Below are 15,799 nucleotides of genomic sequence, written 5' to 3' on the forward strand. Positions count from 1 at the left end.
CGTAAAGCCGAGCAACTGAATCGCCATTGATTTCTCGGCGGTTCCGACCTTAGGTTAAACAGGATTTGTCGGGCCTGCGTAGCGTGTGCTTGTGCGCTTGGATTTTATTTTGGTGTTGGCGAATAGGTCGCTTTTTGACATTTTGCTGTTACATTAGCGCTTTTATAAAACGACTCGGCAAGCACCGCTCTCTCATATCATGGCAGATTCAAAACATATCATCATCGTTGGCGCCGGCCCCGGCGGCTTGTGCGCCGGCATGTTATTAAGTCATCGCGGCTTTAAAGTATCCATATTTGATAAGCATGCCAACGTCGGCGGCCGCAATAGGGCCATTACGATGGATGGTTTTACCTTCGATACCGGCCCGACCTTTTTATTGATGAAGGGCGTACTGGATGAGATGTTTGAATTATGCGGCCGGCGTAGCGAAGACTACATGCAGTTCATGCCGCTCAGCCCTATGTATCGTTTGCTGTATGATGATCGCGAAATTAATGTCTATTCGGACAGAGAAAACATGCGCGCGGAACTGGAGCGAGTATTCGACGAAGGCAGCGCCGGCTATGAGCGCTTCATGGATAACGAACGCAGCCGTTTTAATCGGTTGTATCCGTGTATTACCCGCGATTACTCGAATTGGTCTTCGTTCTTCTCGTTGGATCTGATCAAAGCTATACCCTGGCTGGCGTTTCCGAAAAGCGTGTTCAACAACCTGGGCCAGTATTTTGATAAGGAAAAAATGCGCCTGGCGTTTTGCTTTCAGTCGAAGTATCTGGGCATGTCGCCTTGGGAGTGTCCGGCGCTGTTTACCATGTTGCCGTACCTGGAGCATGAATACGGTATTTACCACGTCGCTGGTGGTTTGAATAAGATTGCCACGGCGATGGCGCAAGTCGTCACCGAATCCGGCGGCGAGATTCATCTCAACGCCGAAATCGCCTCGTTGATCGTCGAAGACGGCGCGACCAAGGGCGTGAGATTGCAAAACGGCGAGGAAGTACGCGGCGATGAAGTGATCGTCAATGCCGATTTTGCCCACGCCATGACCCATTTGCTGGAACCGGGTACCTTGCGGAAGTACGATCATCAACAGTTGGAAAAACGCGAATATTCCTGCTCGACCTTCATGCTGTATTTGGGGCTCGACAAGCTATACGACCTGCCGCATCACACCATCGTGTTTGCTAAGGATTACCGTACCAATATCAACAATATCTTCAGCAATAAAACCTTGACTGAGGATTTCTCGTTTTACGTGCAAAACGCTTCGGTTACCGATGCTAGCCTAGCTCCAGCAGGCAAATCGGCTTTGTATGTGTTAGTGCCGATGCCCAACAATGACAGTGGCGTCGATTGGCAAGCGCATTGCCAGGAAGTTCGCGAACAAGTGCTGTATACGCTGGGAGCACGTCTGGGTTTAACCGACATTCGTGAACATATCGAATGCGAAAAAATCATCACCCCCGGCACCTGGGAAAGCGAAGAACACGTCTACAAGGGCGCTACGTTCAGCCTGTCGCACAAATTCAGCCAGATGCTGTACTGGCGGCCGCATAACCGCTTTGAAGAGTTGGACAACTGCTATCTGGTTGGCGGCGGTACCCATCCCGGTAGCGGATTGCCGACGATTTATGAGTCGGCGCGGATTTCTTCGAATCTGATTTCTCGCAAGCACCGGGTGCAATTCAAGGAAATCCAGCAAAGTGCCTGGCTGAAAAAAGCCAAGGCCTAATCCAATGTCGACCATACAGGCCGTTTCGCCGGTCGAAGGCCGGGTGTTGGGTGATTTTCCGGTTAGCGATCAGGCGGTTATTCAAAAGCAGATGCTTGCCGCCCGAGCCGCCGCGCACATTTGGGCCAAGCGACCGGTCGCCGAGCGGGCCAAAATCTTAGCTAAGCTGGTGCCCGTATTGATGGTCCAGCTGGACTCGATTTGCGAGTTAATCAGCCAGACCACCGGCAAAGTGCACACCGAGGCCTTGCTGGGCGAGATATATCCTGTTTTGGATTTAGCGCGCTATTACCAAAAGCATGCCGCCAATATCTTATCGTATCGAGGTATCCCTACCTCGCCGTTTGCGTTTCCCGGCGCCACAGCCGGCATCGAGCGTCGGCCTTTTGGTGTGGTGGCGGTCATCTCACCGTGGAATTATCCGTTTCAACTCTCGGTCGGGCCACTGCTGACTGCGTTGTTTGCCGGCAATGCGGTGATCCTGAAACCCTCCGAATTAAGTTTGCCGGTCGGCCAGCTAATTATTGATCTGTTCAAACAACTGGATTTACCGGAAGGCTTGGTGCAATGGCTGGTCGGTGACGGTGAAATCGGTGCGCAGTTGATTGACGCCGGCCCGGATTTGGTGTTTTTCACCGGCGGTCTAAATGGCGGCAAAGCCGTGATGCAACGGGCCGCGCAGCATCCGATTCCGGTATTGCTGGAATTGGGCGGCAAGGACCCGATGCTGGTGTTCAACGACGCACAAATGCAGCGCGCTGCCGACGCGGCCTTGTATGGCGCGTTTTGCAACAGCGGTCAAGTCTGCGTATCGGTGGAGCGTTTGTACGTGCAACAGCAATGTCACGATGAGTTTTTAAGCTTGTTGCAGCAAGGCGTATCGCAACTGCGAGTCGGCCACGACCCACAAGGCGACTTGGGTGCGATGACCACGGAGCGGCAGTTTGCGACTATCGAAGCGCACTATCAGGACGCCATCGCCCAAGGCGCGCAAGCCTCTGGTCCGCTGGAAAAGCAGGGCAATTACCTTAAGCCGGTCGTGCTGTGGAACGTGCATCACGGCATGCGGGTGATGCGTGAGGAAAGCTTCGGGCCACTGCTGCCGGTGATGGCTTTTAGCGATGAAGCGGAAGCAATCCGTTTGGCCAACGATAGCGAATTTGGCTTGAATGCCAGCGTGTGGAGCCAGGATATTCCTAAAGCCGAGCGAATTGCCGGCCAACTGCAAGTCGGCAATTGGGCGATCAATGACGTCATCAAAAACATTGGTCATCCAGGCTTGCCGTTCGGCGGCGTGAAAAAAAGCGGCTTCGGCCGTTATCACGGCGCGGAAGGCTTGCGCAATTTCACCTATCCGGTGGCAGGCATGACCAGCCGCAGCCATTTGCCCAAGGAACCGAACTGGTTTCCGTATTCCGAACAACGCTATCAGGACTTTAAAGGCTATATGGACTTTGTCTATGGCGAAGGTTCGCTCATAGAACGCATCAAACGCAACTGGCCGGCGCTGCAAGCTTTTCGCGAATACTCAGCCTTCGATTTAACGCAACGCTGGCAAAACTTTAAATTACTGTTGTCATGGAAACGGGACTACTGATGAAGCAAAACAATACTAAACGCGTCGTCATCATCGGCGCCGGTCTGGGCGGTTTGTCTGCAGCGATTTCGCTGGCTAGCGAAGGCTTTGCAGTGGAAATGGTCGAGAAGAACGACAAGGTCGGCGGCAAACTAAACATCATGACCAAAGACGGCTTTACCTTTGATTTAGGGCCGTCAATTCTGACCATGCCGCATATCTTCGAGGCCTTGTTTACGAAGGTCGGTAAAAACATGGCCGATTATGTCGGTATCGAAAAAGTCGAGCCGCACTGGCGCAATTTCTTCGAAGACGGCACCACCATTGATTTATGTGAGGACCAGGAAAATCAACGCCGCGAGTTGGACAAACTGGGCCCGAACACGGCCGCCGAATTCGCTAGCTTCATGGCCTATTCCAGAAAGCTGGGTACCGAAACTGAAGTCGGCTATTTTGCCAAGGGCCTGGATACATTCTGGGAGTTACTGAAGTTTTACGGCCCGATCCGCGCCTTGAATTTCGACGTGTTCCGCTCGATGGATCAGGGAGTGAGACGCTTTATTTCTGATCCCAAACTGGTCGATATCCTCAATTACTTTATTAAATATGTCGGTTCCTCGCCCTACGATTCGCCGGCCTTGATGAATCTGATGCCCTACATTCAATACGAATACGGGCTCTGGTACGTGAAGGGCGGTATGTACGGTTTGGCGCAAGCCATGGAAAAACTGGCGATAGAGTTGGGCGTGACAATACGCCTAAACAGCGAAGTCGAGGAAATTCAGTATCAAGCAGGCCGGGCTACCGGGATTAAGCTGCAAGGTGGAGAGGTACTAGCGGCGGATATTGTGGTGTCGAATATGGAAGTGATTCCGGCCATGGACAAACTGCTGCATAGCTCGCCCGCCGAACTGAAAAAAATGCAGCGCTTCGAGCCGACCTGTTCGGGCCTGGTTTTGCATTTGGGCGTGAATCGGCTGTATCCGCAATTGGCGCACCACAATTTCTTTTATTCCGATCATCCGCGCGAGCATTTCGATGCGGTGTTTCGTAGCGGCAAATTGTCCGACGACCCGACTATTTACTTGGTCGCGCCGTGCAAGACCGATCCTAGCCAGGCGCCGGAAGGCTGCGAGATCATCAAAATTCTGCCGCACATCCCACATATCAACCCCGACAAACCGCTGACGGCGGAGGATTATTGGGCGCTGCGCGAGCGGGTGCTGGCTAAGCTGGAACGGATGGGCTTGACCGATTTGCGCCAGCACATCGTTACCGAGGAATATTGGACGCCGTTGGATATTCAGGCCAAATACTATTCCAATCTGGGCTCGATTTACGGTGTGGTGGCAGACCGCTGGAAAAACCTCGGATTTAAAGCGCCGCAACGCAGCCATCAGCTATCCAATCTGTATTTCGTCGGCGGCAGTGTCAATCCCGGCGGCGGCATGCCAATGGTGACGTTATCCGGGCAGTTGGTGCGGGATAAGATTTTGGCGGACTTGGGGCAGGCATAGCCCAAAGCAGACAAAAAAATCCGGATATGCCTAAGCCCATTAAATTTAAGCCTACACTTAAGCGGCGTTTGCATGGCTTAGGTTTTCGGCGTTTCCAAGTCCGGTATAAACGCATCCGCGCCGGAAACGCGCTATTTTTAGGGCTTCCGGCTTATTTTTGTCTGCCTACTGTTAGCTAGATTTTTTATGCTGCTTTTTTTTCGGAATATTCCGGCACCGACCCGGCCCAACGAATTGTATTTTTACGTGGCGATGGCGGTCAGTGAAGATTTAATAGAACAAGCCAAGCAGGTAATAACGGTCGATGTGATGGTGATTCGGGACAAGCGCAGCAATCAGCTGGAGCATCATGGCTTGGTGTCGGTGAATTCCGATGAAGCCGGCATTCGCGCTATCAAGAATCTGAACGGCTTGTTGTTTAACGGCTGCGAGGTTTTGGTCCGAGTTTACAAACAGCGTGACGTCAAAAATGACCGGCGCCGGAATGGGTTGCCGGTGCCGCAGGAGATTGTCGACAAACGCATCCAGGACCGCCGCCGCGGCGCTAGCGTGGAAATTTATGTCGATTTTTCCAATGTGTTCTATCCCATCACGCTTTAAAGGCGCTTTGCAGTTTTGGCATTAGACCGCTAAAGCCAGACGCGTACGCAGTTCCTGCCATTTTCCTTAGCGGTGTATAGCGCTTTATCAGCTTTGGTCAATACGCAATCCGCCGTACCGCTATCGGCATGCATTAAGGCAATCCCGATACTGACGGTTATCGGAATCGTATGCTTATCAATAACCAACGGTGTATCGGCCAGCACCTTACGTAAGCGTTCGGCAATTATCATGGCTGGTTCGGCGTCGGTCTCAGGCATGAATATCGCGAACTCCTCGCCGCCAATCCGGCCCACGACATCGATCTCGCGTAATTCCGCGCGCATAATCCCGGCAAAGTGTTGCAACATCGCGTCGCCGGTGGGGTGTCCGTAACCGTCGTTAATCTGCTTGAAATGATCCAGGTCCAGCATTAATACCGCTACCCGGTGATTACTGCGCTTTACTCTGGCAAATTCGTTTTCCAGGCGGGCCATAAAGTGCCGGCGATTTAAAAAACCGGTCAAGCCGTCGGTTGTTGCCAATTCCCACAGCTCGGTTTGCATCCTTTTGCGTTCGCTAACATCCTGTTTAACGCCGACGAAATGGCGTATACAGCCTTGCTGGTCCTTGACGGGGGAAATCACCAGCTCTTCGTCATACAGTTCGCCATTTTTGCGCCGGTTGACGATTTCGCCGCGCCAGGTGTTTCCAGCTAGTATGGTCTCCCATAAAGCCTGATAAAACGTCGGGTCTTGCTTGCCGGATTTAACCAACTCGTTGGGCCGCATGCCTATGGCTTCTTGGCGACTAAAGCCGGTCAGCGTTTCAAAGGCTTTATTGGCCCATTCGATATTGGCATTTATGTCGGTAATCACTACACCGTGTTCCACCGTTTCCAGGGCCGATATTAACAAGTGGTCGCGCAACTCCGACGCCTTACGTAAGCTGATATCCTGATGGATACCGACCGCGCGAATCGGTTGGCCATGAAAATCCCACTCCAGTACGCGGCCGGTATCGTGCACCCAAACCCAATGGCCTTGCTTGTGCAGTAAGCGATGTTCAGCAGAGTAAAGGTCGGTTTCGCCGCGCAAATGCGGCTCCAGAGAGGCTGTGATTAAATGCCAATCGTCCGGATGCACCAAGCGTTTCCAAATGTCGATATCGGATCCCACTTCGTCAAGCGTGTACCCCAGCATCGAGGCCCATAGGTCGTTGAAAATCACTTTCCCGCTGGGAATATGCCAATCCCATAAGCCCAAGCTTGCGCTCTGTATGGCCATACTCATCCGTTGCTCGGACTCGTGAAGCCGCTTTTCCAAGCTTATCCGCGTCAGCGCGTAGCGTATTGCCCTGACCAGGCTGTCGGTGTCTATGCTGCTTTTGATCAGATAATCCTGCGCGCCGCAGTCCAGAGCCTTCAGAGAAAACTCGGTATCGTCGTGCCCGGTCAGCACGATAATCGGCAGTACTCGGGTCGCTTTGCGGATGCGTCTGACGGTATCCAGGCCGCGCGAATCCGGTAGGCTTAAATCCACCAGCACCACGTCGATTTTTTGTTGGGCAATGATTTGTTCGCCGTCCGCCAAATTCTCGCGCCAGATCAATTCGAAACGCAGATTAGGCGAGGCGCGCAAATATTGCCGAACCAGGCTGGCATCGCCCGGTTCGTCTTCGATTAATAAAACGCAGCAATTTGTCGCTTCGGTCATAATTATTGCTTGCTTGGTAAGCGCACTACATTAAACCAATAGCCTTCGATTTGCCGAACCGCCGCGATAAATTGTTCGACATCCACCGGTTTGGTAATGTAGCTATTGGCGCCTAGTTGATAGGTTGCGACCACGTCGCGCTCAATATCGGAAGTGGTCAGGACAATAGCCGGGATGCTGGAAAAGTCCGGTTCCGACTTGATTTTAGCCAGAAACTCGCGGCCGTTCATGCGCGGCATATTCAGATCCAGCAGGATCAAATCCGGGCGCGGCACGTCTACGTAGTCGGCGCCTTGCCGCCGCAAAAACGCCAGCGCCTCGACACCGTCCCAGACATGATGCAGATTGCAACGCACCCGGTTTTCCTTGAAGCTCATTTTCACCAGATGGGCGTCGGCGGGTTCGTCTTCCACCAGTAACACATCGAACAGCGGCGTTGCTTTATCCGTCATGCTTATTTCCTTCGATATTGGGTAGCTCGAACAGCACAGCCGTACCGTTCTGCGCTGTACTTTCAATCCAAATTTTGCCGCGACAACTGCTGACGATGCGGCGGGCTATCGACAGACCAATGCCGGTACCGGCCTCGTTGTCGCGATAATGCAGGCGCTCAAAGATTTCGAAGACGCGTTGCCGGTATTCCGCATCTATCCCATCGCCGTTATCGCGCACATAATAACGATTTACGTCCAGATCGGATACGCCGCCAATTTCGATCCGTAAGGGGTGTTCAGAATTGGCCGGCCGGCCGTGCTTGAGTGCATTGTCCAAAAGCAATCTAAATAGCTCGGCCATGCGGGGGTGATCGATATAGGCATGCGGTAGTTCGCCGACGCTGACACTTGCGCCTGCAACCTCTATCTTGTTCGCTAATGCTTGGATAGCCGCTTCGGCAGCAGCTTTGGCGTCCACCTGAGTCATTTTGTCGCGGGATTGATCGGCGGTCACGTAAAGTTGAATGTCACGTACCAGACCGAGTAAACGCTGGGCGTCGTGTTCCAGATAATCCAGGCAACTATTAATGTCTTCGTTGCCTAAGGCCTCCGGATACGCCTTCAATGAGTTGCGTAAGCGTTGAGTAAAGCTGCCGAAGCGGCGAGTCGGCTCCATCAAGTGATGGGCGGAAATTTCCGCGAAACGGCTCAGATCGGCGTTGCTGGATTCCAGAGCCATGCTGATTTGTCTACGCTCGGTAATATCGATGCAAGAGCCGATATAACCGACGAATTCGCCGTGGTCGTCGTAACGGGGAATACCGGTGTCGAACAACCAGCGATATTCGCCATCGTGGCGTCTCATACGATATTCCATGCTGAACGGTTGGTGTTTTTCAAAGTGTTGGGTGTAGTGGTTTAGACAAAACTCCAGATCATCCGGATGTACCGTTTCTGACCAGCCATTACCTAGTTCTTGTTCGATACTGCGCCCGGTAAAGTCTAACCAGACTTTGTTAAACCAGTAATAGCGCTTGGCTGTGTCCGAGAGCCAAATCATCACCGGCGCCGAGTCCGCCATGGCCCGGAACCGGCTTTCACTCTCTCGCAATTCGGCGGTCATGTTCTGCGCCAGGGCCATTGCCCGGCTGCGGCTGTTCACCAACTGCCAGGTTAGCAAACTTAGCAGCAAGCTGAGGCTAACGCTGCTGCCGGCGATAATTAATGGCTTGTCTTGATCGACCCGCGCTTGAAAATTCGGTTCGGCATGAATCAATACGGTCCACGGGTGGCAAGCCAAAACAATCTGTTGTTTGGAGGTCAATAGTGGTTGAATGTTTGCCGGCGGTGCCGAGCCGTACATGCGGCTTTCTTCGTTTAATGTTTCCCCGTCGAATATTTCCAATCCCAAATCGCTTTCTAGTTCGCCGCCAATCCCGGCCATTAAGTCCTTGGTGCGGAATGGCGCGTAAACCCAACCCAATAGATTGGCGCGGCGCTGCTCCAGCGTGTCGTGCGGTACGTCTTTTTTATACACCGGCAGGTACATTAAAAAGCCGGCTTGCACGTCTTGTTCGGTTTCCTGTATTAACTTAACTTTTCCGGTAACACCCAGGCTGTTGTTATCGCGGGCATAGCTTAATGCTAGGTTGCGGGTGGGTTCGGAGAACATGTCGTAACTGAAGGCGCGAAGATTCCGGCCGGAAAACGGTTCCAGATAAATAATCGATGTGTAAAAATCCCGCTCGCCGATAGGATGGATGTCGTAATCGGCGAAGCCCTGTTTGCGCAACTCGGCAACATGCCGGTCTTTCTCGGTTTTAGGTATCCACAGCGAAAATCCTACGCCTTGGATGCCGGGAAAGCGTTGATCGAGGCTCAGTGCGGAGACATATTCCCGATATTCGTGGCGTTGCACCAGTCCTGATGCCGCAAATAATCCCCTGGCGCCGTATAACATTTGCTCGTAAGCGGCTAGCCGTTGCTCGATACTTTGCACCAATTGCCGGACGCGGAAATCGAAATAGAGCCGCCGCTCGTGTTCCAAGTCCTCGATCGCAATCAGCCAAGCCTGGTAGCTGGTCAACAGTGTAATTAGCAGGACTGCTACCGTTAGCCAGTGGCTGTAATACCGAGGTTTGCTCAGGCTTGAGCGTGGTTGGGCGCCAACCGAGGTTTCTGGGTGATTATTCATGTCGGCTGACTGTCGGTAGCGGGGGTATAGCCCAAGGGAATTTCAAAAGTAAAACATGAGCCCTGGCCTTCGCCGGCTGAATCCACCCAAATTTTGCCGTTGTGATGTTCGATTATGCGTCGGCACAAAGCCAGGCCCATACCGGTGCCTTCGAAACGCGTGCGTGCTTGTAGGCGGCTGAAGAACTGAAACAGCCGATCAAATTGTCCAGGGTCTATACCGATACCGTTGTCGCGCACACTCAGCCGCCAAAAGCCGTCACTGACTTCGGAGTTAACGTCGATAACGGGAGCTTGGTATTCTTGGCGATAGTGCAGGGCATTAACCAGCAGGTTTTGCAGCAAGCGGCTCAGTTCGTCGCGGCTGGCATACAGAATAGGCCAATCGCCTTGGCAACGGATGTTGGCTTGGCATTGTGCCGCCAAGGGTTCGACGAATTGCAACACTTCATCGCGGACCGCATCGCTGGCAATCCAGGATTTCTCTTGGGTTTTACGGCCGACGCGCGAATACTCCAGCAGCGAGACGATCATCGCGTCCATGCGCTTGGCGCCTTCCAAGGCAAAATTCAGATTTTGCCGCGCGTCTTCGTCCAGCGATTCAGGCAGATTGCGTTGCAAAAACTGCAAATGGCCGGAGACCATGCGCAAGGGTTGCCGCATGTCGTGGGATACGCTATAAGCGAACTGCTCCAGATCAACATTGGAGCGCAACAAGGCATCGTGGCTTTGCCTTAATTCCTGCTCGATCTGTTTATGCTTGTCGATATCGACGTGCGTACCCAGCATCCGTTGCGGTTTGCCTTCCGGTGTGTGCGCTACCACCATGCCCTTGGCGAGTATCCACTTATAGCGTCCGTCCTTGCAGCGCATGCGAAACTCCACCCAATACAATTTATTCTTGCCGTCGAAGTAGTCAGACAGGATCTGCAGCACCCGCTCGGTGTCGTCCGGATGTAGGCTGTTCCGCCAGGCGTCGAAGTTATTGGCGAATTCTTCGGGTTCATAACCTATCATCGACTTCCAGCGCGGCGAGAAAAATACCTCGCCGCTGACGATGTCCCAATCCCATACGCCTTCGTCGGCACCTTCCAGGGCAAATTTCCAGCGATATTCGCTGTCCGCCAGCCGAATATTTTGTTCGCGGACTCGGCGCCGTTCCGCCGCCAGATAACGGTTCATCGAGAATAAACTCAAACTGAGCAACACCACCAGGAATACGCCGGCGCTGATTGCCAGCACCGGTGTAGGGTAACGTTGCCAAATATCCGTCAACGTGAACAGCGGAACGGCGTCGAAGGGCTTGGCACGCAAGTGCCGCAGTAATTGTTCTACCGAATTGTAATCGGCCGGTATGGTAAAGCCATCAATCCCTGGAATAAGGTCGGGGCCCATCATAAACAAAGTACCGGCGACTTTTTTGGCCAGCTCGCGGTCTACGCTCGGCAAGGCTACAAACGGCCACTCCGGATAAAGTTGCGTCGATAACAGTGCGAAGTTCGCGGATGTTTGCAAATTGAGGATTTTGATCCGCCCCAAGTCGAGCTGGCCTCTGGTGGCCAAATCCTCCAGAACGCCGCTGCGGATGAATCCTATATCGGCTTGCCCTGACAATACCGCTTCCATTACTGCATCGTGCGGCATCCCGGTCAGCAGCAATTTTGAGGTTTTGGTAAGGTCTATTCCGGCTTGGGCGGCTTCGTAAGCTTGCATCTGGAATCCGCCCAAGGAATCTTGGCTGGTAACCGCGATTTTTTTGCCGCGCAGATCGCTTAGCGCGTTTATATCCCCGCGTTCGGCCAGCGCGAAGATCACGCCGCCGAACACATCTTGGGAGCGGCCGTTCTCGTGTCTGAGCAATGTTGCCAGCGGTGCTGAAAAACCATGCTGATAGCTGATATGGACATAGTGGCCGGGATTGGTCAGCACAAAGTCCAATTGTTTACTGTTTACAGCGGCTTCCAGTTCGTCGTAGTTCAAAGCTTCGATGATGAATTCGCGCTCAGGTATAGCTTGGTGCAAGACTTTACGCAGTGCTTGCCATTGTTCCAGGGTTTGCGGCTTGGGCCGATAGGCTAATACGCCGATTCGCACCGGTACGTCGGCCAGCGCTGCAAAGCTGGCTAGCAAGCAGCAAATAAGCAGGAATTTAAATGGGCTAATCAAAGTGTTTTTGGTCATTGATAAATGGTCACTGCTCATTTAGGTAAAACCCAATACTCAGCTGTTCAGTGTCCCAAACATTCTCTAATGCTTAGGCGGGTTGCCTTACGCGCCGGCCAGAAAGCAGCGATCCAAGCTACCGTAAGTACAATCAGCAGCCAATACAGAATTGCCCATAAGTCGAAGCGGAAATCCAGTTGTATGCCAAGCATAGTTCGTCCGAGTGTTTTGGCTAGCGGCTCGGCGGCCAAATAAGCCAACGGAATACTCAGTAACCAAGCCATGCCGCCATGCAGCAGGCCTTCCAGTAAGAACATGCGGAACACTTTTGTGGAGGGGGCGCCGATGGCGCGCAATACGCCAATTTCGCGAATGCGCTGCAATACGCTAATTGCCAACGTGCCGGACAGACCGATACCGCCGACTGCCGCAATCATGCAGGCCAGACCCAGCAGGGTGTTCAGCACTGGTTTGAACTGGTTGCGGGTAAACTGGCGTTGTTCCAGTTTGGCGAGCGTGGTGTAAACATCCAGTTGTACGCCATGCTCCTGAAACTGTTGTTGCAAGTTGCGTAGATAGTCGGCCTCCTGATGCAGGTCTGCTATCGGCGCATTGAGCAACGCAAACGATGCCAATTCCCGGTTTTGGGTAATCTGCCGGAGGGTTTCCAGCGGCGCATAGGCCGGTTCCACCGCATAGCTGTTGCCGGCCAACCAACGATAGATGCCTATCACTTGCCATCTCTCGTGATCGGCTCCGAGCGCGACGTCCAGCATATCGCCGGCTCGGATACCGTTCAGCTCTGCCGTATCCGCACTTAGCACCAGCACGCGCTGGCCGGCATCGCTGGCTTGCAACCAGCGACCGGATTCGATCAACGGTTGGTACATATTTGAGATGGCCGGCAATGCCAGCAGGTGCATGCCCAGGCTGCCTTTTTGCGGCAAGGCCAGGCCGTCCTTAGAAATTTGCATGCTGGATCGTTGCCAGAATTCTATTTGTTCCGTGCCGGCCACCGCTGCGGTAATGTCGCGAATTGTTTGCTCGGATTGGTCTTGGGTAAAGCCCAGCCGCACGGCATAACGGCTACGGGCCATTTCCCGGTCCAGCGTTAAATTCAACGAGGCGATCAAACTGGTCAGCACTAAAAACATCACGCCGGCACAGATCAATACGCTTTGCGTCAATAACAGCCTGGCTTTACGGCGGAACAAATTCCCTAAAGCTGCGGCGGATAAAGTCGGTAGAAAGCGCGCGCCGAACTTCTCTATTAGCAGATCGAAACGGTTGTAGCCAAAATCCGCGCCCACGCCATAACTGGCGATTGCCGCACGCACCGTCATTGCCGCACCGCGCAGAATTGGCGGCAACCCCGCCAGCAACGGCGCCAGCAGGCCACCGAGCAGCATGTAAGCAACGGCGGGCACGGAAATTACGAACGCGCCGCAGTCGATATTGAATAAAGCCAGTAGTCGGCAAGCGCTGAAATAAGCGGCGGCTAGGGCAGGCGGTATAGCCAAAACGATCGCCACCAATGATAAAAATAGGATTTCCAGTAGATACAGTTTGGCAATCGTTATGGTCTTGGCGCCCAGCGCTTTCATGACGCCGATCTGATCGGTTTGCTGGGTAATGTGGGCCGATACGGTGTTTAAAATCAGTACGCTAGCCAGGGCTAACGAGACTAATGCCATGATTTGCAGCACGCCGTTGATCCCGGCTAAAAACGGCCGGCCCCAATGTTGTTCCGGGTCTTGCAACAAGGTGACATTGACGCCGATATGCTGCGCGCTCAGCAGGCTACGAATTTGCCCGGCAACGTTACGGGCGGACTCGCTGCTGTAAGGTTCGGCGATTTGCACCAATAACTGCCGGAAACTGTTTGCCGGAATCCCGAACTGGGCAGCATGGGCTGCGCCGGCAAAAAAATGCACCTGGCCGCCGAATTTGGGCGGTTTAACAAAGGGATGGCGGACGATGCCGCCGATAGCCCAGGTTTGTGGCCCTAGGGCGGTTTCGAATTCGATGTTGCCGTTTTGTATGCCACTGGACAGCGCGGAGAGGTTTTCAATCGCAATTTGATCTCCGCTTGGCCAATTACCGGATTGCAAAGCGGTTTTGTCGAAATGTTGATTGTCATAGTCTGGGCGGATTATTAGCGTACCCAGGCGCCAGTCGGTTTCGCCGGGTTGGCGGAAATGCACGCTCAGCGGTGTCATCGTATCCACGCCGGCTACGCCAGGTATGGCCTTGATTTGCTCCAGCAAACCGATGTCTGCATCCTGTCGCAAAATCAGATTGATATGTGAGGGTTGCGACTGCCGATGCGCGGCATCCATTTTACTTAGTAGCAAGTCGATCATGCCGAATAGAGTGCCGACACAGCAGACGCCGACGGCGATGCTAATAATCGCCAGGGCAGTGCGGCTTTTTGTCAGCCACAAGTCGGCCCAGACTTTATGCCAGAGCGTATTCACCTGCTGCCTGCCGGCTGGCTGTCGGCGTGGATTCGTCCGGAACGAATTTCCAGTTTGCGGCTGGCGGCGTCAGCCAGCGTGTCGTTGTGGGTGACCATCACCAGGGTTTTGCCTTGGTCGCGCAAGTGTGCGAATAAATCGAACACGGAGTCGGCGGTGGCCGCATCCAGATTGCCCGTCGGCTCGTCGGCGACGATCAGTGGCGGGTCGTTTGCCAGCGCGCGGGCAATCGCCGCCCGTTGTTGCTGGCCACCGGAAACCTGGCTGGGCAAGCGCTCCGCCGCATCGGTTAGGCCGACCAGGTCAAGTAAATGCATGGCCCGCTCGCGGCGCTGGTGTTTGTTTAACGAGCCGAGAAAGTCCATCGGCAGTACGATATTTTGCAGCAGATTCAGGGCTGGTAATAACTGAAAAAACTGAAACACGATGCCGATATTGGCGCCGCGCCAACGGGTGAGCTTTTCGTTACTGAGTTTTTGCAGCTCGGCACCATTGACGATGACTTGGCCTTGGCTGGGATGGTCGATGCCGGTAAGCAGATTCAATAAAGTGGATTTGCCGTTGCCTGACGGCCCGACGATGGCGACGAATTCGCCGGGGTAAATGTCCAGATTGATGTCGTGCAAAACGGTTTGCAGCGTGCCGGCTTGCGGGTAATCCTTATAAACCTGTTTCAGTTCTATGATCTTTTTCATAACAGCCGGCAAATTGCGGTATGTTACACGAGGCGCGGGCATCCTGGCATACCCGTCATTTCACTGACTTTTTCGCCGGAGGGCGATCAATGACATCGGTACGGATTTTGTGGCTAATGCTGTGCTTAATTTGGATGGCGGCGGAGATTATGTTGGCTCGCCGCACTGCGGTGCATGCAGGGTCGATTTTGAGTACCGAACGGCGTTCGCAACGTGTATTGTGGATCAGTATCTTGGTCAGTCTGGGGCTGGCCTTATGGTTTAAAAATCTGGCTTGGGCGCCGATCAAGCTTGAGTATCTGCCTAGACAAGCAATGGCAATGGCGTTGTTTGCCGCCGGACTTTATCTGCGTTACACGGCGGTGATGCAATTGGGGCGATTTTTTACGACGAATGTAGCGATACAGCAAGAGCATCGTCTGATAAAGGAAGGTCCGTATCGCTGGCTGCGGCATCCGGCCTACACCGGCTTGTTGATAGCCTTGTTTGCCGCCGGTGTGGCGATGGGGGATTTTGTCGCTTTGGCGACCTTGCTTGTACCAACGATTTGGGCGTTTACCCGGCGCATAGAAATTGAAGAGCGGATGCTGTTGGTAGAGTTCGGCAGCGTTTATGCAGATTTTTGCGCATCCACTTGGCGGCTGTTGCCCTGGGTATACTGAATGTCGGTAGGTCAGGGTGCGCGATAGCGTTCCCTGACTTATTCGGAGCCGCT

At 53.5% G+C, this 15,799-nt stretch carries 11 protein-coding genes; 5 read left to right on the forward strand and 6 right to left on the reverse strand.

Annotated features, from left to right (window positions below; genetic code table 11):
- The first annotated feature begins 199 nt into the window (after positions 1-199).
- The 4 genes from G006_RS0122145 to G006_RS0122160 all read left to right on the forward strand — a co-directional run bounded on the left by G006_RS0122145 (position 200) and on the right by G006_RS0122160 (position 5,428).
- Complete coding sequence (locus G006_RS0122145) at positions 200-1,735, forward strand: phytoene desaturase family protein (RefSeq protein ID WP_020485413.1); 1,536 nt, start codon at positions 200-202, stop codon at positions 1,733-1,735.
- Between the two features lie 4 nt (positions 1,736-1,739).
- Positions 1,740-3,332 (forward strand): aldehyde dehydrogenase family protein, encoded by a 1,593-nt coding sequence (locus tag G006_RS0122150; RefSeq protein ID WP_020485414.1) that lies wholly within the window; start codon positions 1,740-1,742, stop codon positions 3,330-3,332.
- On the forward strand, positions 3,332-4,828 hold the full coding sequence (locus tag G006_RS0122155) for a phytoene desaturase family protein (protein WP_020485415.1): 1,497 nt from the start codon (positions 3,332-3,334) through the stop codon (positions 4,826-4,828). The genes G006_RS0122150 and G006_RS0122155 overlap by 1 nt, the downstream gene beginning before the upstream one ends.
- 186 nt (positions 4,829-5,014) lie before the next feature.
- Entirely contained in the window at positions 5,015-5,428 is a 414-nt protein-coding gene (locus G006_RS0122160) for an RNA recognition motif domain-containing protein (RefSeq protein WP_020485416.1), read from the forward strand.
- Positions 5,429-5,457: 29 nt separating this feature from the next.
- Here the strand turns inward: G006_RS0122160 and G006_RS0122165 are convergent, their stop codons facing one another.
- From G006_RS0122165 to G006_RS0122190, 6 genes are read right to left on the reverse strand one after another with little or no spacing between them, the layout of a single operon-like run.
- Positions 5,458-7,122, reverse strand: a complete 1,665-nt coding sequence (locus tag G006_RS0122165) for a diguanylate cyclase (RefSeq protein ID WP_020485417.1) — start codon at positions 7,120-7,122, stop codon at positions 5,458-5,460.
- Positions 7,123-7,124: 2 nt separating this feature from the next.
- A complete protein-coding gene (locus tag G006_RS0122170) occupies positions 7,125-7,574 on the reverse strand; it encodes a response regulator (RefSeq protein WP_020485418.1) in 450 nt (149 codons plus the stop codon).
- A complete protein-coding gene (locus tag G006_RS0122175) occupies positions 7,564-9,750 on the reverse strand; it encodes a CHASE domain-containing sensor histidine kinase (RefSeq protein WP_020485419.1) in 2,187 nt (728 codons plus the stop codon). The genes G006_RS0122170 and G006_RS0122175 overlap by 11 nt, the downstream gene beginning before the upstream one ends.
- Positions 9,747-11,930 (reverse strand): PhnD/SsuA/transferrin family substrate-binding protein, encoded by a 2,184-nt coding sequence (locus G006_RS26245; protein WP_020485420.1) that lies wholly within the window; start codon positions 11,928-11,930, stop codon positions 9,747-9,749. Before G006_RS26245 ends, G006_RS0122175 begins: the two co-directional genes overlap by 4 nt.
- Positions 11,931-11,977: 47 nt before the next feature.
- On the reverse strand, positions 11,978-14,389 hold the full coding sequence (locus G006_RS0122185; protein ID WP_020485421.1) for an ABC transporter permease: 2,412 nt from the start codon (positions 14,387-14,389) through the stop codon (positions 11,978-11,980).
- A complete protein-coding gene (locus G006_RS0122190) occupies positions 14,386-15,084 on the reverse strand; it encodes an ABC transporter ATP-binding protein (protein WP_033194414.1) in 699 nt (232 codons plus the stop codon). The genes G006_RS0122185 and G006_RS0122190 overlap by 4 nt, the downstream gene beginning before the upstream one ends.
- A 116-nt stretch (positions 15,085-15,200) precedes the next feature.
- On the opposite strand from G006_RS0122190, the gene G006_RS0122195 reads away from it, so the two are divergent.
- Positions 15,201-15,746 (forward strand): methyltransferase family protein, encoded by a 546-nt coding sequence (locus G006_RS0122195; protein ID WP_020485423.1) that lies wholly within the window; start codon positions 15,201-15,203, stop codon positions 15,744-15,746.
- The last annotated feature ends 53 nt before the right edge of the window (positions 15,747-15,799 follow it).

This window comes from Methylomonas sp. MK1 (assembly GCF_000365425.1).
Classification (GTDB): Bacteria; Pseudomonadota; Gammaproteobacteria; order Methylococcales; family Methylomonadaceae; genus Methylomonas.